Here is a 21,105-nt window from a genome sequence, read left to right as displayed (position 1 = left end):
AAAGCCAAAAGCCAAAAGCGCCCTCAGTGCTTCCCGCTCAACTCCTCCCGCGCAAAGTCGACGAACAGCTGCGCCGGCTTGGTCAGCTGGGCGCGCTTGAGCCAGGCGGCGACCAGGCCGGAGGTGCTGACCTCCTCGGCGACATCCACCGTCACCACCTTCTTGCCGTCGTAGGTGCACTCCGAGTGCGGGCGGGTGACCAGCAGGGAGAAGCCGAAGCCCTGGCCGACCATGCCGCGCACCATTTCGATCGACGGCGAGCTGAAGGCGATGTGCGGGTTCAGCCCCAGTTCCTCGAAGATGCGCACGAAGTAGGTACGGCTGGGCTGCACATCCAGCAGGATCATCGGCTCCAGCACCAGGTCGCGCAGGGACACCTTGTCCTGCTTGGCGAAGCGGTGGTTCTCCGGCAGCAGCGCATAGGGGCGCTGGGCCGGCATCAGCGGGTCGGTGGCGATGGTGGCGTCGAGGTCGTGTTCGTAGAGCAGCGCCAGGTCGAAGCGGCCGGCGGTGAGGCCCTGCACCAGCTCCTGCTGTTCGCCGTCGCTGATGCGGATCTCCACGCCGGGGTAGCGCTCGCGGAAGCCCGAGATCAGCCGCGGCAGGTAGAGCGGAGCGACCGTCTCGAAGCAGCCGATGTCGATCTGCCCGGCCACCACGTCGTTGTCGGCCAGGGCGTTCTGCTCGAACTCGTGGGCCATGCGCAGCAGCTCCTGCGCCTTGCGGTAGAAGCGCGCACCGCTGGGGGTGAGCGACACGCCCTGGGCGTGGTGGCGGATGAACAACTGCACGCCGAAGCTCTCTTCCAGCCCCTTGATCGCCGTGGAAATGGACGGCTGCGCGATGTACAGCTTGCGCGACGCCTCGGCCACGCTGCCGCATTCCACGGTGGTCACGAAATACTTCAATTGCCGCAAGGTATAGGAAGCCACTGCACGCCTCGTTGCTGCTTTTTTATACAAGATACCGCGTTGGGCCGGCCGGCGGGGGCGGCCCATGGCGAAGATTTTCCTCGCCGGGGACCACATTTTTCATGGCCTTGGCTGCCTGCCGCGTCCCTCCGGGCGCGGGCGCAGAGCCACGCGGGTGCCTGCCTGCCGGCGCGCCCCGCGGTGGCGCACAAGGCGCCGCTGTGGTGCGTGGCTGCCCAGCTTTTTCATATACCCCGAAGACAAATTTAATAATTTTCCTGGGCAGGGCCTTGGGCGACCATCCCCTCCACATTCGAACAACAACGTCCCTCGAGGGCGAGCGAAGCAGAAGCAGGAGTGCCCTGGTGTACGAGCTCAACGATTGGCGGCAGCGTGCTGCCCGGCAGACCTTCATCGACAGCGCGCTGATCGGCGGCCGCCGCGTGGCCGCGCAGGATGGCGCCACGTTCGCGTCCATCGACCCGGCGACCAATCGCCTGCTGGCCCAAGTCGCCGCCTGTGGCGCCGCCGAGATCGACGCCGCCGTGCAAGTCGCCCGCCAGGCCTTCGAGAGCGGCCCCTGGGCGCGCATGGCCCCGCGTGAGCGCAAGGCCGTGCTGCAGAAGCTCGCCGAGCTGATGATGGCCCATCGCGACGAACTGGCCCTGCTCGACACCCTGAACATGGGCAAGCCGGTGATGGACGCCTGGAACATCGACGTGCCGGGCGCCGCCGGCGTGTTCTCCTGGTACGCCGAAAGCCTCGACAAGCTCTACGACCAGGTCGCGCCGACCGCGCAGAACGCCCTGGCCACCATCACCCGCGCGCCGCTGGGGGTGATCGGCGCCGTGGTGCCGTGGAACTTCCCCCTCGACATGGCCGCCTGGAAGCTGGCGCCCGCGCTGGCCGCCGGCAACTCCGTGGTGCTCAAGCCCGCCGAGCAGTCGCCGTTCTCCGCCCTGCGCCTGGCCGAGCTGGCGCTGGAAGCCGGCCTCCCCGAAGGCGTGCTGAACGTCGTACCGGGCCTGGGCGAAGCCGCCGGCAAGGCGCTGGGCCTGCACCCGGACGTGGACGCCCTGGTCTTCACCGGTTCGACCCAGGTCGGCAAGTACTTCATGCAGTATTCCGCCCAGTCCAACCTCAAGCAGGTCTGGCTGGAGTGCGGCGGCAAGAGCCCGAACCTGGTGTTCGCCGACTGCCGCGACCTCGACCTCGCCGCCGATAAGGCCGCCTTCGGCATCTTCTTCAACCAGGGCGAAGTCTGCTCGGCCAACTCGCGCCTGCTGGTGGAGCGTTCCATCCACGACGAGTTCGTCGAACGCCTGATCGCCAAGGCCCGCGACTGGACCCCCGGCGACCCGCTGGACCCGGCCAGCCGCGCCGGCGCCATCGTCGACAACAAGCAGACCGCCGGCATCATGGCCTGCATCGAGCGCGCCCGGGGCGACGGCGCGACCCTCGCCTGCGGCGGCCGCCAGCTGAGCTTCAATGGCTCGGACAACTTCATCGAGCCGACCATCTTCACCGGCGTGCGCCCGCAGCAGTCCCTGGCCCGCGACGAAGTGTTCGGCCCGGTGCTTGCAGTCATCCCCTTCGACAGCGAAGAGGAAGCCGTGCGCCTGGCCAACGACAGCATCTACGGCCTCGCCGCGTCCCTGTGGAGCGACGACCTGCACCGTGCCCACCGCGTCGCGCGCAAGCTGAACGCCGGCACCGTGTCGGTGAACACCGTGGACGCGCTGGACCCGGCGATTCCGTTCGGTGGCGGCAAGCAGTCGGGCTTCGGCCGCGACCTCTCGCTGCATTCCTTCGATAAATACACGCAGCTGAAAACCACCTGGTTCCAGCTGCGCGACTGATACAAGACAGGCCGCCGGGCTCGCGCCCGGCGACTGAGCAATACCCGAATTCCTAACCGAACCGTTCGAGACGGCCGGTGAGACTGCCCAGGTAAGTCCGTCGCCCTCGATCCCCTGAAGACCCCTCAGGCCGGCTGCCGGAGCACCGCCGAGGGATAGAGGAGAAAAGTCGATGACCGACAACACCCGCGCGCCCCGCGACACCCGTGACTACCAGAAAGCGGACGCGGCGCACCACATCCATGCCTTCCTCGACCAGAAGGCGCTGAACGCCGAAGGCCCGCGCGTGATGGTGCGCGGCGAAGGCCTGCACCTGTGGGACAACGACGGCAACCGCTACCTGGACGGCATGTCCGGCCTGTGGTGCACCAACCTTGGCTATGGCCGCAAGGACCTGACCGCCGCCGCCACCGCCCAGCTGGACGAACTGCCGTACTACAACATGTTCTTCCACACCACCCACCCGGCGGTGATCGAGCTCTCCGAGACGCTCTTCAGCCTGCTGCCGGACCACTACAGCCACGCGATCTACACCAACTCCGGCTCCGAGGCCAACGAGGTGCTGATCCGTACCGTGCGCCGCTTCTGGCAGATCGAAGGCAAGCCGCAGAAGAAGATCATGATCGGCCGCTGGAACGGCTATCACGGCTCCACCCTGGCAGCCACCGCGCTGGGCGGCATGAAGTTCATGCACGAGATGGGCGGCCTGATCCCGGACATCGCGCACATCGACGAACCCTACTTCTTCGCCGCCGGCGGCGACCTGACCCCGGCCGAGTTCGGCCGTCGCTGCGCGCTGCAGCTGGAAGAGAAGATCCTCGAGCTGGGCGCCGACAACGTCGCCGGCTTCATCGCCGAGCCGTTCCAGGGCGCCGGCGGCATGATCTTCCCGCCGGAAAGCTACTGGCCGGAAATCCAGCGCATCTGCCGCCAGTACGACGTGCTGCTGTGCGCCGACGAAGTGATCGGCGGCTTCGGCCGCACCGGCGAATGGTTCGCCCACCAGCACTTCGGCTTCCAGCCCGACACGCTGTCCATCGCCAAGGGCCTGACCAGCGGCTACATCCCCATGGGCGGCCTGGTATTGAGCAAGCGCATCGCCCAGGCGCTGGTGGAAGAGGGCGGCGTGTTCGCCCACGGCCTGACCTACTCCGGCCACCCGGTGGCGGCCGCGGTGGCGGTGGCCAACCTGCGCGCGCTGCGTGACGAGGGCTGGGTGAAGGCGGTGAAGAACGACACCGGCCCGTACCTGCAGCAGTGCCTGCGCGAAGTCTTCGGCAACCACCCGCTGGTGGGGGACATCCAGGGCGCCGGCTTCGTGGCCGCGCTGCAGTTCGTCCAGGACAAGGCCACCCGCAAGCGCTTCGACAACGAGAACGACATCGCCTGGCGCTGCCGCACCATCGGCTTCGAGGAGGGCGTGATCATCCGCTCCACCCTCGGCCGCATGATCATGGCCCCGGCGCTGGTCGCCGGCCGTGCCGAGATCGACGAACTGGTCGACAAGACCCGCCGCGCGGTGGACCGCACGGCCCAGGAAATCGGCGTGCTGTAAGCCGTCTTTCCCTGTAGGAGCGGGCCATGCCCGCGACCCATGAGCGGTCGCGGGCATGGCCCGCTCCTACACCGCTCAAGCTCCACAACAACGCCGCGAGCGCGAAGACGCCCGCGCGATGGAACCCTTTTGCCCGGCTTCTGGCCGGGGGTACTGCCCAGCAACACAACAACGCCAATCCGGCTGTGGGAGTCGTTCCATGAAAGTGTCCTTGCTCACGCGCATCTCCATCACCTGTGCCCTGGCCGCCGCTGTCGGCAGCGCGAATGCACAGTCCCAAAGCATCACCGTCATCTCCTTCGGCGGCGCCACCAAGGCGGCCCAGGAGCAGGCCTACTTCAAGCCCTTCGAGGCCAGCGGCGCCGGCAAGATCGTCGCCGGCGAATACAACGGCGAAATGGCCAAGGTGAAGGCCATGGTCGACGTCGGCAAGGTCACCTGGGACGTGGTCGAGGTGGAAAGCCCCGAGCTGCTGCGCGGCTGCGAGGAAGGTCTGTTCGAGCGCATCGACCCGGCGGCCATCGGCGAGGAGAAGAACTTCGTCCCCGGCACCCTCAGCGAGTGCGGCGTGGCCACCTATGTCTGGTCCATGGTCATGGCCTACAACGGCGCCAAGGTCGCCAAGGCCCCGCAGTCCTGGGCCGACTTCTGGAACACCGCCGAATACCCGGGCAAGCGCGGGCTGCGCAAGGGCGCCAAGTACACCCTGGAAATCGCCCTGCTGGCCGACGGCGTGAAGCCCGCCGACCTCTACACGGTGCTGGGTACGAAGGAGGGCGTCGACCGCGCCTTCGCCAAGCTCGACCAGCTCAAGGCCAACATCCAGTGGTGGGAAGCCGGCGCGCAGCCGCCGCAGTGGCTGGCCGCCGGCGACGTGGTGATGAGCGCCGCCTACAACGGCCGCATTGCCGCCGCGCAGAAGGAAGGCGTGAAGCTGGGCATCGTCTGGCCGGGCAGCCTGTACGACCCGGAATACTGGGCCGTGGTGAAAGGCACGCCGAACAAGGCGCTGGCCGAGAAGTTCATCGCCTTCGCCAGCCAGCCGCAAACCCAGAAGACCTTCTCCGAGAACATCCCCTACGGCCCGGTGCACAAGGGCACGCTGGAGCTGCTGCCGGCGGACGTGCGCGACGCGCTGCCCACCGCGCCGGCCAACCTCGACGGCGCCCGCTCGGTGGACGCGGCCTTCTGGGTCGACCACGGCGAAGAGCTCGAGCAGCGCTTCAACGCCTGGGCCGCCCGCTGATCCGCTTCTGATCCACGCCCGGCGTTCGCGCCGGGCCTGCCTTGCCAACGACGCGTGAGAAACACAATGACAACGACGCAAAACCAGGCGGCGACGCTGGAGCTGAGCACCATCCAGCCCATCGCTGCGCACGAACGACACGGCCGCGCCCGCGACCTCTTCACCATCTGGTTCGGCAGCAACATCATGCTGCTGACCGTGGTCACCGGCGCCCTGGCGGTCACCGTGTTCAAGCTGCCGTTCTTCGCCGCCGTGCTGGCGCTGGTGCTCGGCAACCTGGTGGGTGGCGTGTTCATGGCCCTGCACTCGGCCCAGGGCCCGCAACTGGGCGTACCGCAGATGGTGCAGACCCGCGGCCAGTTCGGCTCCTTCGGCTCCCTGCTGGTGGTCGCCCTGGTGGTGATCATGTACCTGGGCTTCTTCGCCTCCAACCTGGTGCTCGGCGGCCAGGCGCTGCACGCGCGCTTCGAGGCGATCGGCACCAACACCGGCATCCTGCTGGTGGGCGCCATCAGCGTGATCGCCACGGTGTTCGGCTACCGCCTGATCCACGGCTACACCCGCCTCATGTCCTGGCTCTCCGGCGCGGTGCTGCTGGTCAGCTTCGTCTGGCTGGTGTTCGTCCACGGCCTGCCGGCGGACCTGCTGCAGCGCAACGAGAACAACATCCCCGGCTTCCTCGGCGCGCTGTCGATCGCCGCGCTCTGGCAGCTGGCGTACGCGCCCTACGTTTCCGACTACTCGCGCTACATGCCGCAGGGCACCGGCGCGCGCACGGCGTTCTGGTCGAGCTACTGGGGCTGCTGCCTGGGCTCGATCCTGCCGATGCTGCTGGGTGTGCTGGTCGGCCTGTCGGTGGGCGAGGGCGACGTCATCGCCGGCCTGATCGAGATGACCGGCGGCTTCAGCGCCATCATGGTCGCGGTGTTCTCCATCGGTATCGCCGCCACCAACTCGATGAACCTGTACTGCGGCACCCTGTCGGCCATCACCGTGGGCCAGACGCTGATCCCGGCGTGGTCGGCCAAGGCCGGCTGGCGCGCCGTGATCGCCCTGGTGCTGTTCGGCGGTTCGCTGGCCATCGCGCTGCTCGGCCAGGATAACTTCATGGCCAACTACACCAACTTCATCCTGCTGCTGCTCTACGTGCTGGTGCCCTGGAGCGCGATCAACCTGGTCGACTACTACCTGGTGGCCCACGGCGAGTACGACGTGCTGTCGTTCTTCCGCCGCGACGGCGGCATCTACGGCACCTTCAACTGGACCGCAGTGAACTGCTACATCCTCGGTATCCTGGTGCAGGTGCCGTTCATGTCCACCGCGCTCTACACCGGCGCCGCCGCGCAGGCCATGAACGGCGCGGACATCTCCTGGGTCGTCGGCCTGGGCGTGGTCTCGCCGATCTACTGGCTGTTCAGCCGCAACCGCCAGCGCAGCCTGAAGGCGGCCCGCGCATGAGCCGCCGTACCGGGTTCTTCTTCGACGAACGCTGCTTCTGGCACGCGACCGGGCTGCACGCGCTGATCCTGCCCGTCGGTGGCTGGCTGCAGCCGCCGGTGGGCGCGGGCCACGCCGAGTCGCCGGAGAGCAAGCGCCGGCTGAAAAGCCTGATGGACGTCTCCGGCCTGAGCAGCCGGCTGCGCCTCTCCAGCGCGCCGCTGGCCAGCGAGGAAGACCTGCGGCGGGTACACCCGGCCAGCTACCTGGAGCGCTTCAAGGCCTACAGCGAAGCGGGCCACGGCGACATGGGCGAGGAGACCATGGTCAGCCATGGCACCTACGACATCGCCCGGCAGTCCGCCGGCCTGACCATCGCCGCGGTGGAGGCGGTGCTGCGCGGCGAGCTGGACAACGCCTACGCGCTGTCCCGCCCGCCGGGCCACCATTGCCTGCCGGATCGCGGCATGGGCTTCTGCTACCTGGCGAACATCGCCGTGGCGGTGGAGACGGCCAAGGCGCGCCACGGCATCCGGCGCGTCGCGGTGCTGGACTGGGACGTGCACCACGGCAACGGCACCGAGGCGATCTTCTACGGCCGCGACGACGTGCTGACCCTGTCGATCCACCAGGCCGACTGCTACCCCACCGGCACCGGTGCGGTGCACGACATCGGCGAGGGCGCGGGCAAGGGCTACAACCTCAACGTGCCGCTCTATCCGGGCAGCGGCGACGACGCCTACCGCGTGGCCATGGAGACCATCATCGTGCCGGCGCTGGAGCGCTTTGGCCCCGAGCTGATCGTGGTCGCCAGCGGCTTCGACGCCAACGGCGTGGACCCGCTGGCGCGCATGCTCGCCCACAGCGAGACCTTCCGCTTCATGACCGCCGCCGTGCGCGATGCCGCCGAACGCCTGTGCGACGGTCGGCTGGTGGTGGTGCACGAGGGCGGTTACGCCGAAGCCTACGTGCCGTTCTGCGGCCACGCGGTGATCGAGGAAATGGCCGGCGTGCGCACCGACGTGGTCGACCCCTTCCTGCCGATGCTCGAAGGCCAGCAGCCCGACGCGGACTTCCGCGCCTTCCAGCGCCAGGCACTGGCGCGGATGGCGGAGAAGCTGCTGGGCTGAATCCCGCCAAGTCACGGCGGTTTCCGCCCTACGGGCTGATTGCATTTGTAGGATGGCGTGGAGCGAAGCGATACCCATCAATCCTCGGCACCTCCGCATGGGTATCGCTGCGCTCCACCCATCCTACGAACTGATCTCGGTGCGAACCCTTGGGCGTCGTCCCCGGAGGGCGCGGCTCTCGTAGGAGCGGACCTTGTCCGCGAATCTTCGCCATTGCTCAGTCGTTGCCGGATGAATATTTTCAGGACGGGCGCAGCGCCTGGCGACCCCCTGCAGAGAGAGACTCCGCCGCGATGGATTTCGCGGACAAGGTCCGCTCCTACGGGGGTAGGCCGTGCCAATTGGCGGGGCAGAAAAAAAGGGAGCCTTGCGGCTCCCCTGGAGAGACGGCCGCGGAAGTGGAGCCGCGGCCGGGGGGCGGGTGCGCCGTCAGGCGGCGCGGAACAGGTTGTGCGGGTCGATGACGAATTTCTTCGGCACGCCGGCATCGAACTCGCCATAGCCCTTGGGCGCGTCGTCCAGGGTGATGACTTCCACCCCGACCACGTCGGCGATCTTGATGCGATCCCACATGATGGCCTGCATCAGCTGGCGGTTGTACTTCATCACCGGGGTCTGGCCGGTGTGGAAGCTGTGCGACTTGGCCCAGCCCAGGCCGAAGCGGATGCTCAGCGAGCCCTGCTTGGCGGCCGCGTCCACCGCGCCCGGGTCCTCGGTGACGTACAGGCCCGGGATGCCGATCTTGCCGGCGACCCGCACCACGCCCATCAGCGAGTTCAGCACGGTGGCCGGCGCCTCGTGCTGCGACCCCGAGTGGCCGTGGCCACGGGCCTCGAAGCCCACCGCGTCCACCGCGCAGTCCACTTCCGGCTCGCCCAGCAGATCGGCGATCTGCTCGTGCAGCGGGGTGTCCTTGGACAGGTCGGCGATCTCGAAGCCCTGGGCCTTGGCGTGGGCCAGGCGGGTCGGGTTGACGTCACCGACGATCACCACGGCGGCGCCCAGCAGGCGGGCCGAGGCGGCAGCGGCGAGGCCGACGGGACCGGCGCCGGCGATGTAGACGGTGCTGCCCGGGCCAACGCCCGCGGTGACGGCGCCGTGGTAGCCGGTGGGCAGGATGTCGGAAAGGCAGGTCAGGTCGCGGATCTTCTCCATCGCCAGTTCGCGGTTGGGCAGCTTCAGCAGGTTGAAGTCGGCGTAGGGGACCATCACGTACTCGGCCTGGCCGCCGACCCAGCCGCCCATGTCGACATAGCCGTAGGCGCCGCCGGCGCGCGCCGGGTTGACCGTCAGGCAGACGCCGGTGTGCTGCTCCTTGCAGGTGCGGCAGTGGCCGCAGGCGACGTTGAACGGCACCGAGACCAGGTCGCCGATCTTCATGGTTTCCACGCCACGGCCGATCTCCACCACCTCGCCGGTGATCTCGTGGCCCAGCACCAGGCCTTCCGGCGCGGTGGTGCGGCCGCGGACCATGTGCTGGTCGGAGCCGCAGATGTTGGTGGAGACCACGCGCAGGATCACCCCGTGGTCGATCTGCTTGCCCTGCGGGTCCTGCATTTTCGGATAGGGGATGTTCTGAACTTCGACCTTGCCCGGGCCGAGATAAACCACACCACGATTGCCAGACATACGCATTCCTCATTGTGTTTGTGGGTACAAAGGCGGGCCTTGCGGCTCGCGGTTTTGCACTGGGATGTCGTGTGTTGCGCGACAGGGCCGGAAGTACTGCTGGCAGCCGGCGGGTCTGTCGGTGTTGCTCGGTGGTTGGGAGCGGGGGCTTTCAAGAGCCCCTCTCCCTAACCCTCTCCCGCAAGCGGGAGAGGGGATATCCGTGTGTGGAGGGAATACCGTGACATCCGGCGACTCCGCACTGCTCTTGCTCCCTCTCCCTTCAGGGAGAGGGCTGGGGAGAGGGTGCCCTTCGGCGAGCGCCCCACTCCTACCGGAACGTAGGGCGGATGAGCTCCATCCATCCGCCGTTCGGTGTGTCACGGCGGATAACGCCTGTGGCGTTATGCGCCCTACGGGAGCGGCGCCGTTACAGCACCACCGTCCGGTTGGCATTCAGGAACACGCGCTTCTCGATGTGGTAGCCCACGGCCTTGGCCAGGGTCAGGCATTCCACGTCGCGGCCCTTGGCGATCAGGTCCTCGGGGTAGTGGGAGTGGTCCACCGGCTCGACGCCCTGGGCGATGATCGGCCCCTCGTCGAGGTCGTTGTTGATGTAGTGGGCGGTGGCGCCGACCAGCTTCACGCCCTTCTGGTAGGCCTGGTGATAGGGCTTGGCGCCCTTGAAGCCGGGCAGCAGCGAGTGGTGGATGTTGATCGCCCAGCCGTCCAGGCGGCGGCACAGCTCGGGGGACAGCACCTGCATGTAGCGGGCGAGGATCACCAGCTCGGCGCCGGTCTGCTCGATCACCTGCCAGACCTTCGCCTCCTGCGCGCCCTTGTCGTTGGGGTCCAGGGCGAAGTGGTGGTAGGGGATGCCGTGCCAGCGCGCCAGGGGTTCCAGGTCCGGGTGGTTGGAGACCACCGCCACCACGTCCATCGGCAACTGGCCGATGCGCTGGCGGTAGAGCAGGTCGTTCAGGCAGTGGTCGGCCTTGGAGACCATGATCACCACCTTGCTGCGGTAGCCCGGCGGAGTCAGCTCGACGTTCATCTGGAAGGGCGAGACGCGGTCGGCGAGGCCGGCGCGGAAGGCCGCCTCGTCGAAGCCGTCGCCGGCGCGGAATTCGATGCGGATGAAGAAACGCTGCGCCAGGCGGTCGTCGAAGGAGTGGTGCTCGGTGACGTAGCAGCGCTGCTCGAACAGGTAGCGCGTCACCACGTCCACCGTGCCCAGCAGGCTCGGGCTGTCGGCGGTGAGGATCCAGGTATCGGGGGTGCGGCTCATGGTCTGGCTCCGGAGGTTTCCTCTTGTCCAAGAGGTTGGGGTGGGGCTTGCCTCACCCCGGCCCTCTCCCAGCGGGAGAGGGGGAGGAAGCACCGCTTACGCGGCGACCTGCAGGCCGTACTCGGCGCAGGCGTCCTGCAGCCACAGCCAGAAGTAATCGGAGAAGCTGCGGCGCACCACCAGTTCCCAGGTGTGCTCGCCGGTATGGCGGATCACCAGCTGGGACTTGGCGAAGTGGGTGCCCACCGCCTTGCCCACCGGGAAGTTGCTCGGGTGCACGTCGTAGCCGGTGGACTTCATCAGGACTTCGCGGACCTTGGCGCCTTCGAGCTGCAGCAGGGTCTGGCCGCCGCTGACGTTGACCACGGCATAGTGCAGGTCCTCGCCCAGCGCTTCGCGCAGGCGCTGCTCGACGGCGAACTCCTCGCCGCCGGGGACGATCAGCAGCCATTCGTCCGGGCCGAGCCATTGCAGCGAGGTCTCGCCCTTGGCCACCAGGCCCAGGGCCACCGGCAGCTCCAGGCCCAGCGCCCTGTGCACGCCGTCGGCGAAGGCCGGGTCGTGGGCGTCGCCGCGCAGGGTCAGGTGGCCGAGGAATTTCTTCTCGCGCAGGGTCACGCCGGCGTTGGCCACCTTGCGCGCGGCGAGCTTGTCCAGCTCGGCGTGGTGCAGGGGCGATTCGGCCTGGATGCCGTCTGCGGGGCGTTGCTGGTAGAGATTGGCTTTGCTCATGTTCTGTTCACCTTGGGGGCGCTTATCGCCTGTTTCCCCTCACCCCAGCCCTCTCCCGAGGGAGAGGGGGCCGAGCTGAGTGTGCTGTGAGTGTCGTGCTCGCCGACGGCTCCGACCTGTCCCCTCTCCCCCTGGGAGAGGGTTAGGGTGAGGGCAGCCGGCAGCTCCGAATCAATCCACGTTCTGCCGCTCGCCTTTCGGGTCGTAGAACACCGAGCTGCAGATCTCCGCCTCGATCACGCGGCCGTCCGCCAGCGGGGCGTAGACCTTCTCGCCCAGGCGCTTGATGCCGCCCTTCACCACCGCCAGGGCAAAGCTGTAGCCCAGGGTGCTGCTCATGTAGCTGGAGGTGACGTGGCCGACCATGGTCGCCGGGACCGTGTGCTGCGGGGTGAACAGCAGCTGCGCGCCCTCGGGCAGCACATCCATCGGGTTGGTGGGTTTCAGGCCGACCAGCTGCTTGCGGTCCTCGCGCTGGCAGTCGGCGCGGTTCATGCCGCGCCAGCCGATCCAGGAGAAGGGCTTGGTGCGACCCACCGCCCACCCCATGTTCAGGTCGTCCGGGGTGACCGAGGCGTCGGTGTCCTGGCCGACGATGATGAAGCCCTTCTCGGCGCGCAGGACGTGCATGGTCTCGGTGCCGTATGGCGTCAGGTTGTACTTGGCGCCGGCGGCGACGATGGCCTCCAGCACACCCATGGCGTAGTTGGCCTGGATGTTCACCTCGTACGACAGCTCGCCGGTGAAGGAGATGCGGAACACCCGCGCCGGTACGCCGGCGACCTTGCCTTCCTTCCAGGTCATGAAGGGGAAGGCGTCCTTGTCCAGGTCGATGTCGGTGACCTCGGCCAGCAGCTTGCGGCTGTTGGGGCCGGACAGGGTGAGGGTGGCCCAGTGGTCGGTGACCGAGGTGAAGTACACCTTCAGCTCCGGCCACTCGGTCTGGTGGTACAGCTCCAGCCACTCCATGACGCGGGCGGCGCCGCCGGTGGTGGTGGTCATGACGAAGTGGTTGTCCGCCAGGCACGCGGTCACGCCGTCGTCGAAGACCATGCCGTCTTCCTTGCACATCAGGCCGTAGCGGGCCTTGCCCACGTCCAGCTTGGTCCAGGCGTTGGTGTAGACGCGGTTGAGGAACTCGCGGGCGTCCGGGCCCTGGATGTCGATCTTGCCCAGGGTCGAGGCGTCCAGCAGGCCGACCGACTCACGCACGGCGCGGCACTCGCGGGCCACCGCGGCGTGCATGTCTTCGCCGCGCTTGGGGAAGTACCACGGGCGCTTCCACTGGCCGACGTCCTCGAACTCGGCGCCGTTCTTCACGTGCCAGGCGTGCAGGGCGGTGAAGCGCACCGGCTCGAACAGGTGGCCGCAGTGACGGCCGGCGACGGCGCCGAAGGTCACCGGGGTGTAGTTCGGGCGGAACATGGTGGTGCCGGTGTCGGCGATGCTCTTGCCCTGGGCGCGGGCGGCGATGGCCAGGCCGTTGATGTTGCCCAGCTTGCCCTGGTCGGTACCGAAGCCCAGCGCGGTGTAGCGCTTGACGTGCTCGATGGACTCGAAGCCCTCGCGGCAGGCCAGTTCGATGGCGGCGGCGGTGACGTCGTTCTGGGTGTCGACGAACTGCTTGGGCGCACGGGCGGTGGACTTCTCGTGGGGCACCTGGAACAGCGCCAGGGTGGCGTCCTCGGCGCGCTCGGCAACCACCGGCAGCTCGCCCTCGACAGCCTTGAAGCCGCCGTCGATCGCCGCCTGGGTGCCGGCCTTGTAGCCGTCGGCCAGGGCATCGGCGAGACGGAACACGCCGTTCACCGCGCCGGCGCAGATGCGCTTCTGGAACGCCAGGCCCGGTACGAAGGCGAGGATGTCCTCGCGCCATTCCGGCTTGCCACCCAGGTGGGAGGCCAGGTGCACCACCGGGCTGTAGCCGCCGGAGCTGGCGATGAGGTCGCAGTCCAGCCACTCGCCGGGCGCGGTCACCTTCAGGCGGAAGGTGTCGATGGGGGCGATCTTCGCGCCGCTCACGCGCTTGCTGCCGCGTGCCTCGATCACCGCGCTGCCGGTGATGACGCGCATACCGCGCTTGCGCGCTTCCTCGACCCATTCGCCGCGCGGATTGGGGCGGGCGTCGGCGATGGCGACCACCTGCAGACCGGCTTCCTGCCAATCCAGGGCGACGCGGTAGGCGTAGTCGTTGTTGGTGGACAGCACCAGCTTCTTGCCCGGCGCCACGCCGTAGCGGCGTACATAGGTGGAGACGGCGCCGGCGAGCATGTTGCCCGGCACGTCGTTGTTCGCATACACCAGCGGGCGCTCGTGGGCGCCGGCGGCGAGCACCACGCGGTTGGCGCGCACGCGGTGCACGCGCATGCGCACCTGGCCCAGCGGAGCGGTTTCGCCCAGGTGGTCGGTACGGCGCTCGTGAATGGTGAGGAAGTTGTGGTCGTGGTAGCCGTTGACCGTGGAGCGCGGCAGCAGGATCACGTCCGGGTTGCCTTGCAGCTCGGCGATGGCCTTGGCCACCCACTCCTCGGCCGGCTTGCCGTCGAGGGTCTCGCGGGTGTCGAGCAGGCTGCCGCCGAACTCTTCCTGCTCGTCGGCGAGGATCACCCGCGCACCGCTGCGCGAGGCGGCCAGGGCGGCGGCGAGGCCCGCGGGGCCGGCGCCGACGATCAGCACGTCGGCGTGGTGGTTCATCCAGTCGTAGCTGTCCGGGTCGACTTCGGTGGGCGCGCGGCCCAGGCCCGCGGCCTTGCGGATGTACTTCTCGTAGGTCAGCCACATGGACTGCGGGTACATGAAGGTCTTGTAGTAGAAGCCGGGCGGCATCATCTTGCCGCCGACCTTGCCGAAGATCCCCATGAGGTCGTTCTGCACGTTCGGCCAGCCGTTGGTGGCGCTGGCCACCAGGCCGTTGTACAGGGCCTGCTGGGTGGCGCGCACGTTGGGCACCTGGGTGGATTCGCGCGAGCCGATCTGCAGGATGGCGTTGGGCTCTTCGGCGCCGGCGGCGACGATGCCGCGCGGGCGCGAGTACTTGAAGCTGCGGCCGAGGATGTCGACGCCGTTAGCCAGCAGGGCAGCGGCCAGGGTGTCACCGGCGAAGCCCTGGTAGCTCTGGCCGTTGAAACTGAAGGTGAGCGGCTTGGTGCGGTCGATGCGACCGCCACGGGACAGGCGATTGATCTGGCTCATTAGGCCTTCTCCACGGCGGGCTGGACGGCGGGTTTCTTCTCGGAATCGGCGCTGATGCTCGGTTTTTCGCCGATCTTGTAGGTTTCCAGGATTTCGTAGGTCACGGTGTGGCGGGTGACGTTGAAGTACTGGCGGCAACCGGCGGCGTGCACCCACAGCTCGTGGTGGATGCCGCGCGGGTTGTCGCGGAAGAACATGTACTCGCCCCACTCGGCGTCGGTGCAGGCGGACGGGTCGAGCGGGCGCGGGATGTGCGCCTGGCCCTTGGCGTGGAATTCCTCTTCGGAACGCAGCTCGCCGCAATGGGGGCAGAAGATATTCAGCATTTTGTAGCCTCCGGAAACTGATCTTGCCGGCTGACCGGCCCCCTCTCCCTTCAGGGAGAGGGTTGGGGAGAGGGTCGCTCTCCCGTTGTTTCGTTTCAGTCGAGGGTTGGCTCGCGCCTTCAACACCCTCTCCCGCCCTTCGGGCACCCTCTCCCTGAAGGGAGAGGGTCATCAGATTTCGCCCTTCGGGCGGCTTTTAGTGCGCGACGGCGGCAGCGCCGTGTTCGTCGATCAGCGCGCCAGTGTGGAAGCGTTCGATGGAGAAGGGCGCGGCCAGCGGATGCGGCTCGCCCTTGGCGAGGGTGGCGGCGAAGACATTGCCCGAGCCGGGCGTTGCCTTGAAGCCGCCGGTGCCCCAGCCGCAGTTGAAGAACAGGTTCTTCACCGGGGTCTTGCCGATGATCGGGCAGGCGTCCGGGGTGGTGTCGACGATGCCGCCCCACTGGCGGTTCATGCGCACCCGCGAGAGCACCGGGAACATCTCGACGATCGCCTGCAGGGTGTGCTCGATCACCGGGTAGGAGCCGCGCTGGCCGTAGCCGTTATAGCCGTCGATGCCGGCGCCGATGACCAGGTCGCCCTTGTCCGATTGGCTGATGTAGCCGTGCACGGCGTTGGACATGATCACGCTGTCGATGATGGGTTTGAGCGGTTCGGAAACCAGCGCCTGCAGCGGGTGCGATTCCAGCGGCAGGCGGAAGCCGGCGAGCTTGGCCATGTGCCCGGAGTTGCCGGCGGTGACCACGCCGACGCGCTTGGCGCCGATGAAGCCGCGGTTGGTCTCGACGCCGATCACCGCGCCGTCCTGCTTGCGGAAGCCGATCACTTCGGTCTGCTGGATCAGGTCCACGCCCAGGGCATCGGCCGCGCGGGCGAAGCCCCAGGCCACGGCATCGTGACGGGCCACGCCGCCACGGCGCTGCACGGTGGAACCCATGATCGGGTAGCGGGCGCTCTTGGTGCAGTTCAGGTACGGAATCTCTTCGGCCACCTGCTGCGCGTTGAGCAGTTCGCCGTCCACGCCGTTCAGGCGGTTGGCGCTCACGCGGCGCTCGCCGTCACGCATGTCCTGCAGGGTGTGGCAGAGGTTGTAGACCCCGCGCTGGGAGAACATGACGTTGTAGTTCAGGTCCTGGGACAGGCCTTCCCACAGCTTCATGGCGTGTTCGTAGAGCAGCGCCGACTCGTCCCACAGGTAGTTGGAACGCACGATGGTGGTGTTGCGCGCGGTGTTGCCGCCGCCCAGCCAGCCCTTCTCGATCACCGCGACGTTGGTGATGCCGTGCTCCTTGGCCAGGTAGTAGGCAGTGGCCAGGCCATGCCCGCCGCCGCCGACGATGACCACGTCATACACCGGCTTGGGCGTGGGCGTGCGCCACATGCGCTGCCAGTTCTCGTGGTGGCTCAGGGAGTGCTTGAACAGGCCGAAGCCGGAGTAGCGTTGCATGGGGTGCTCCTGAATATCTCTTGTCGCGGTGTCGCTCTTCGTAGGAGCGAGCTTGCTCGCGAATGGCCTCGCGGCGGGGCTGGTTCGCGAGCAAGCTCGCTCCTACAAAAGCGTGGCCGGAAGACTTAGCGGTAGACCGGGAAGTCCGCGCACAGGCCCGCCACCTGGGTGGCCACCTTGGCTTCCACGTCGGCATCGCCCAGGTGGTCCAGCACGTCGCTGATCCAGCCGGCCAGCTCGCGGCACTGGGCTTCCTTCAGCCCGCGGGTGGTCACCGCCGGGGTGCCGATGCGGATGCCGGAGGTGACGAACGGGCTCTGCGGGTCGTTCGGCACGGCGTTCTTGTTCACGGTGATGCCGACGCGGCCCAGGGCGGCGTCCGCTTCCTTGCCGGTCAGGCCCTGCTTCACCAGGCTGATCAGCATCAGGTGGTTGTCGGTGCCGCCGGAGACCACGTCATAGCCGCGCTCGATGAACACCTGCGCCATGGCCTGGGCGTTCTTGATCACCTGGGCCTGGTAGTCCTTGAAGCCGGGCTCCAGCGCTTCCTTGAAGCACACCGCCTTGGCGGCGATCACGTGCATCAGCGGGCCGCCCTGGGCGCCGGGGAAGACTGCGGAGTTGAGCTTCTTCTCGATCTCTTCGTTGGACTTGGCCAGGATCAGACCGCCGCGCGGGCCGCGCAGGGTCTTGTGGGTGGTGGTGGTGACCACGTCGGCGTAGGGCAGCGGGTTCGGGTACAGGCCGGCGGCAACCAGGCCGGCCACGTGGGCCATGTCGACGAACAGCAGCGCCCCGACCTTGTCGGCGATGGCGCGGAAGCGCGGGAAGTCGAGGGTCTTGGAGTAGGCGGAGAAGCCGGCGACGATCATCTTCGGCTTGTGCTCCACGGCCAGGCGCTCGACCTCGTCGTAGTCGATCAGCCCGGTGTCGGTGTTCAGGCCGTACTGCACGGCGTTGTACAGCTTGCCCGAGGACGACACCTTGGCGCCGTGGGTCAGGTGGCCGCCGTGGGCCAGGCTCATGCCCAGGAGGGTGTCGCCGGCGTTGAGCAGGGCCAGGTAGACAGCGGCGTTGGCCGAGGAGCCCGAGTGCGGCTGGACGTTGGCGTAGTCGGCGCCGAACAGCTGCTTGGCGCGATCGATGGCCAGTTGCTCGACCTTGTCCACATGCTCGCAGCCGCCGTAGTAACGCTTGCCCGGATAGCCTTCGGCGTACTTGTTGGTCAGCCCGCTGCCCTGGGCCTGCATGACGCGCTTGCTGGTGTAGTTCTCCGAAGCGATCAGCTCGAGGTGGTCCTCTTGGCGCGCTTCCTCGGCATCCATCGCCGCGAGCAGTTCGTCGTCATAGCCCTGGATCTGGTCTTGCTTGCTGAACATCGCTGGTCTCCCTGCGGCGCGGTGGAGCGCCATGGCTGGTGCGGGACGCGAACTCGCCCCCTTGGAAGCGATGGTATGACTGGCCCCGTCTGACCAGATGCCTGCGCACGCCGCGGGTAGGTGCGTTTGCGACATGCCGCGATGGGCGTAAAAGCGACCGGGTGCGTGGAATTGCGCGTAACGGCTGGTCAGAATGCGACATGCCCGCGCCAGCACGGCGCGGCCGGTGGAGCGGTGCGATGAAGCGTTTCTTTGCATGGGGTTGCCTGGGCCTGGCCCTGCTGACGGCGCAGACGTCGGCCTGGGGCATGTCGCGCCTGTTCGATGGCGACGCCCGCGTCTGGGTGCAGGGCCGGACGCTGTGCTTCGGCGGCGCGGCGTTCAAGTCGCCCGGCCTGTTCTTCAACCGCACCCTGCAGGTGGATGAACGGCAGGTGGTGGTGTATTCCATCGACGTGGCGCGCGAACCCTACGAGCCGTTCTGGTCGGCGGTCAGCAACGAGCCGAACCGGGGCGTGTCGCTGCGCAGCGACACCTGCCTGGCCTACGGCCAGGCGATCTCCGGCTTCAGCGAGAAGACGCCGGCGCGGCCCTTGCAGCCTGGCCTGTACAGCGTGACGGTCGGCGGCCGCGACAGCGCAGGCGACGGTGCGCGGGCGACCTTCATGAAAACCTTCTGCCTGGAGGCCCGCGCCGGCGGGGTGGCGGTGGTCGAGGCCGTCTACGACGACAGACAAGGGCGCTGGGCCTGCAAACTGTCGCCATGAAGCTGCCGATAGGAAGCGTCTGGCCAAGGGACTAAACTGCGCCTCTCACGAAACGCGAGGACGCCATGAACCGCTCCCTGACTCTGCTTTCCGCCCTGCTGCTCAGCGCCACCCTGCAGGGCTGTGGTGACGACAGCAAACCCGCCAAGGCCGATGCGCCGGCCGCCGCCGCGAGCAGCGCCGCCGCCACGCCGGCCGGCGACAGCTGCACCGGCCACGAACTGGAACGCGCGCTGCCGCCGACCAAGGCCGTGTACGGCTATCCCTATCTCTCCCGCGAGTGCGGCTACGACAGCGCGACCATCGTCTACGGCAAGGCCGACGGCAGCCAGCAACTGGTCGTGACCCTGACCGACACCGGCCTGCCGGCGCCGGGCGCCGACCAGCAGGGCGAGGCCGCCAAGCAGTACCTGGCCGCCCAGGCCAAGTTGCGCGAGACCACCGCCAAGAACGTCTCGCTGCTCAACCAGGCCCGCCAGGCCGCGCTGCAGAACGGCACCGCCGCGCAATTCGGCGGCGAGCAGTACCTGCCGGTGATCGACAGCACGCGCATGGGCGACCCGCTGGCCATCAGCGTGCCGGGCCCGGACGACAAGGCCGGCGAGTCCAGCCTGACCGGCCTGATCAAGGGCCGCTACGTGCTCAACATGACCTCCCCGGACAAGCCCAACGGCGGCACCGCGCAATCCCTGCGCGAGCTGTTCGTGCCCATCTCCGAACAGATGGCGCTGACCAAGCTGCCCTGATCCATCCCGCGGCCTCCCGTCCGCGGGAGGCCTGCGCCCTCCGGCGGCGAGCGACTATCCGTTGCTACGCTGCTGCCTGACGTACAACGTTTTTCGAGGCCGCACCATGACCGACAACACCCAGCAGTTCGCCAGCGACAACTATTCCGGCATCTGCCCCGAAGCCTGGGCAGCCATGGCCGAAGCCAACCGCGGCCACGAACGCGCCTATGGCGACGACCAGTGGACCGCCCGCGCGTCCGACTACTTCCGCGAGCTGTTCGAGACCGACTGCGAAGTCTTCTTCGCCTTCAACGGCACCGCGGCCAACTCCCTGGCCCTGGCCGCGCTGTGCCAGAGCTACCACAGCGTGATCTGCGCCGAGACCGCCCACGTCGAGACCGACGAATGCGGCGCGCCGGAGTTCTTCTCCAACGGCTCCAAGCTGCTGCTGGCGCGCACCGACGCCCAGGGCAAGCTGACGCCCGATGCGATCCGCGAGATCGCCCTCAAGCGCCAGGACATCCACTATCCCAAGCCCCGCGTGGTCACCATCACCCAGGCCACCGAGGTCGGCACCTGCTACCGCCCGGATGAACTGCAGGCGCTGAGCGCCACCTGCCGCGAGCTGGGCCTGCACCTGCACATGGACGGCGCGCGCTTCTCCAATGCCTGCGCCTTCCTGGGCGCCACCCCGGCCGAGCTGACCTGGAAGGCCGGCGTCGAGGTGCTCTGCTTCGGCGGCACCAAGAACGGCATGGCGGTGGGCGAGGCCATCCTGTTCTTCAACCGCGAGCTGGCCGAAGGCTTCGACTACCGCTGCAAGCAGGCCGGCCAACTGGCGTCGAAGATGCGCTTCCTCGCCGCGCCCTGGGTCGGCGTGCTACAGGACGACGCCTGGCTGCATTACGCCAGCCACGCCAACCGCTGTGCACAGCTGCTGGCCGAGCGGGTCGCGGACATCCCCGGCGTGCAGCTGATGTTCCCGGTGGAGGCCAACGGCGTGTTCCTGCAGATGTCCGAACCCGCGCTGGAGGCCCTGCGCCAACTGGGCTGGCGCTTCTACACCTTCATCGGTGCCGGCGGCGCACGCTTCATGTGTTCGTGGGACACCGAGATCGCCCGCGTCGAGGCGCTGGCCGCCGACATTCGCCGGGTCATGGGCGCCTGAGTTGTCCCCAGGCGCTGGGGACGGTTGCTCGCGCAACCTGTCGCCAACCTGTGGATGAATGTACGCAGGCCACGGCTGGCGTGGCCTGCACGGGGTTGTTCAAACCTTGACCAACCCCGGCGCCTCACCCTCGATCGCGCGCATGGCGGGCTCCTGCAAGATCAGGGGCCCCTCACCCTAACCCTCTCCCGCAAGCGGGAGAGGCGACCGTTCGGTGCAGGATGAAGCTATGGCATCAGCCGGCGCGCTATGCCCCCTCTCCCTCCGGGAGAGGGTTGGGGTGAGGGGAGGGGCGGCACAGATTCCCCAGCGGGAAATAGGCGCTCCTACGC

General features: G+C 67.9%; 16 protein-coding genes. 8 read left to right on the top strand and 8 right to left on the bottom strand.

The features are described 5' to 3' along the window. Positions 1-23: 23 nt before the first annotated feature. Positions 24-932 (bottom strand): LysR substrate-binding domain-containing protein, encoded by a 909-nt coding sequence (locus N0B71_RS07715; RefSeq protein WP_259758169.1) that lies wholly within the window; start codon positions 930-932, stop codon positions 24-26. Positions 933-1,276: 344 nt separating this feature from the next. Here N0B71_RS07715 and N0B71_RS07710 point away from each other — a divergent pair, with 344 nt between their 5' ends. The 5 genes from N0B71_RS07710 to N0B71_RS07690 all read left to right on the top strand — a co-directional run bounded on the left by N0B71_RS07710 (position 1,277) and on the right by N0B71_RS07690 (position 8,138). Continuing rightward, a complete protein-coding gene (locus tag N0B71_RS07710; protein WP_259758168.1) occupies positions 1,277-2,770 on the top strand; it encodes an aldehyde dehydrogenase in 1,494 nt (497 codons plus the stop codon). Between the two features lie 172 nt (positions 2,771-2,942). Next, positions 2,943-4,325: an aspartate aminotransferase family protein gene (locus tag N0B71_RS07705; RefSeq protein ID WP_259758167.1), complete on the top strand. Its 1,383-nt coding sequence runs from the start codon at positions 2,943-2,945 to the stop codon at positions 4,323-4,325. A gap of 205 nt (positions 4,326-4,530) precedes the next feature. Beyond that, positions 4,531-5,571: an ABC transporter substrate-binding protein gene (locus tag N0B71_RS07700; protein WP_442964669.1), complete on the top strand. Its 1,041-nt coding sequence runs from the start codon at positions 4,531-4,533 to the stop codon at positions 5,569-5,571. A gap of 66 nt (positions 5,572-5,637) precedes the next feature. Further along, on the top strand, positions 5,638-7,029 hold the full coding sequence (locus tag N0B71_RS07695; protein WP_259758165.1) for a purine-cytosine permease family protein: 1,392 nt from the start codon (positions 5,638-5,640) through the stop codon (positions 7,027-7,029). Next, positions 7,026-8,138: a class II histone deacetylase gene (locus N0B71_RS07690; protein WP_259758164.1), complete on the top strand. Its 1,113-nt coding sequence runs from the start codon at positions 7,026-7,028 to the stop codon at positions 8,136-8,138. Before N0B71_RS07695 ends, N0B71_RS07690 begins: the two co-directional genes overlap by 4 nt. A gap of 429 nt (positions 8,139-8,567) precedes the next feature. Here N0B71_RS07690 and fdhA read toward each other — a convergent pair whose 3' ends face one another. The 7 genes from fdhA to glyA all read right to left on the bottom strand — a co-directional run bounded on the left by fdhA (position 8,568) and on the right by glyA (position 18,110). Then, positions 8,568-9,767, bottom strand: coding sequence for a formaldehyde dehydrogenase, glutathione-independent (fdhA, locus tag N0B71_RS07685; RefSeq protein WP_259758163.1), 1,200 nt, complete (start codon positions 9,765-9,767; stop codon positions 8,568-8,570). A gap of 409 nt (positions 9,768-10,176) precedes the next feature. Continuing rightward, positions 10,177-11,034, bottom strand: a complete 858-nt coding sequence (locus tag N0B71_RS07680) for a formyltetrahydrofolate deformylase (protein WP_259758162.1) — start codon at positions 11,032-11,034, stop codon at positions 10,177-10,179. Positions 11,035-11,130: 96 nt separating this feature from the next. Beyond that, positions 11,131-11,766: a sarcosine oxidase subunit gamma gene (locus N0B71_RS07675; RefSeq protein ID WP_259758161.1), complete on the bottom strand. Its 636-nt coding sequence runs from the start codon at positions 11,764-11,766 to the stop codon at positions 11,131-11,133. A 171-nt stretch (positions 11,767-11,937) separates the two neighbouring features. After that, positions 11,938-14,958, bottom strand: coding sequence for a sarcosine oxidase subunit alpha (locus N0B71_RS07670; protein ID WP_259758160.1), 3,021 nt, complete (start codon positions 14,956-14,958; stop codon positions 11,938-11,940). Then, positions 14,958-15,284, bottom strand: coding sequence for a sarcosine oxidase subunit delta (locus N0B71_RS07665; RefSeq protein ID WP_259758159.1), 327 nt, complete (start codon positions 15,282-15,284; stop codon positions 14,958-14,960). The genes N0B71_RS07670 and N0B71_RS07665 overlap by 1 nt, the downstream gene beginning before the upstream one ends. Before the next feature lie 196 nt (positions 15,285-15,480). Beyond that, positions 15,481-16,731, bottom strand: coding sequence for a sarcosine oxidase subunit beta (locus N0B71_RS07660; RefSeq protein ID WP_259758158.1), 1,251 nt, complete (start codon positions 16,729-16,731; stop codon positions 15,481-15,483). A 125-nt stretch (positions 16,732-16,856) separates the two neighbouring features. Then, positions 16,857-18,110: a serine hydroxymethyltransferase gene (gene glyA, locus N0B71_RS07655; RefSeq protein WP_259758157.1), complete on the bottom strand. Its 1,254-nt coding sequence runs from the start codon at positions 18,108-18,110 to the stop codon at positions 16,857-16,859. A 239-nt stretch (positions 18,111-18,349) separates the two neighbouring features. Here glyA and N0B71_RS07650 point away from each other — a divergent pair, with 239 nt between their 5' ends. The 3 genes from N0B71_RS07650 to N0B71_RS07640 all read left to right on the top strand — a co-directional run bounded on the left by N0B71_RS07650 (position 18,350) and on the right by N0B71_RS07640 (position 20,773). After that, positions 18,350-18,877 carry a hypothetical protein gene (locus N0B71_RS07650; protein ID WP_259758156.1) on the top strand — a complete coding sequence of 176 codons (528 nt, stop codon included), beginning with the start codon at positions 18,350-18,352 and terminating at the stop codon, positions 18,875-18,877. Positions 18,878-18,942: 65 nt separating this feature from the next. After that, positions 18,943-19,623, top strand: coding sequence for a hypothetical protein (locus N0B71_RS07645; RefSeq protein WP_259758155.1), 681 nt, complete (start codon positions 18,943-18,945; stop codon positions 19,621-19,623). 106 nt (positions 19,624-19,729) lie between these two features. Continuing rightward, positions 19,730-20,773 (top strand): threonine aldolase family protein, encoded by a 1,044-nt coding sequence (locus tag N0B71_RS07640; RefSeq protein WP_259758154.1) that lies wholly within the window; start codon positions 19,730-19,732, stop codon positions 20,771-20,773. Positions 20,774-21,105: the final 332 nt, after the last annotated feature.

Origin of the sequence: Pseudomonas sp. GCEP-101 (assembly GCF_025133575.1) — a bacterium.
GTDB lineage: Bacteria > Pseudomonadota > Gammaproteobacteria > Pseudomonadales > Pseudomonadaceae > Pseudomonas > Pseudomonas nitroreducens_B.
The sequence above is the reverse complement of the archived record's forward strand: the minus strand, read 5'-3'. Positions and strand labels throughout refer to the sequence as shown.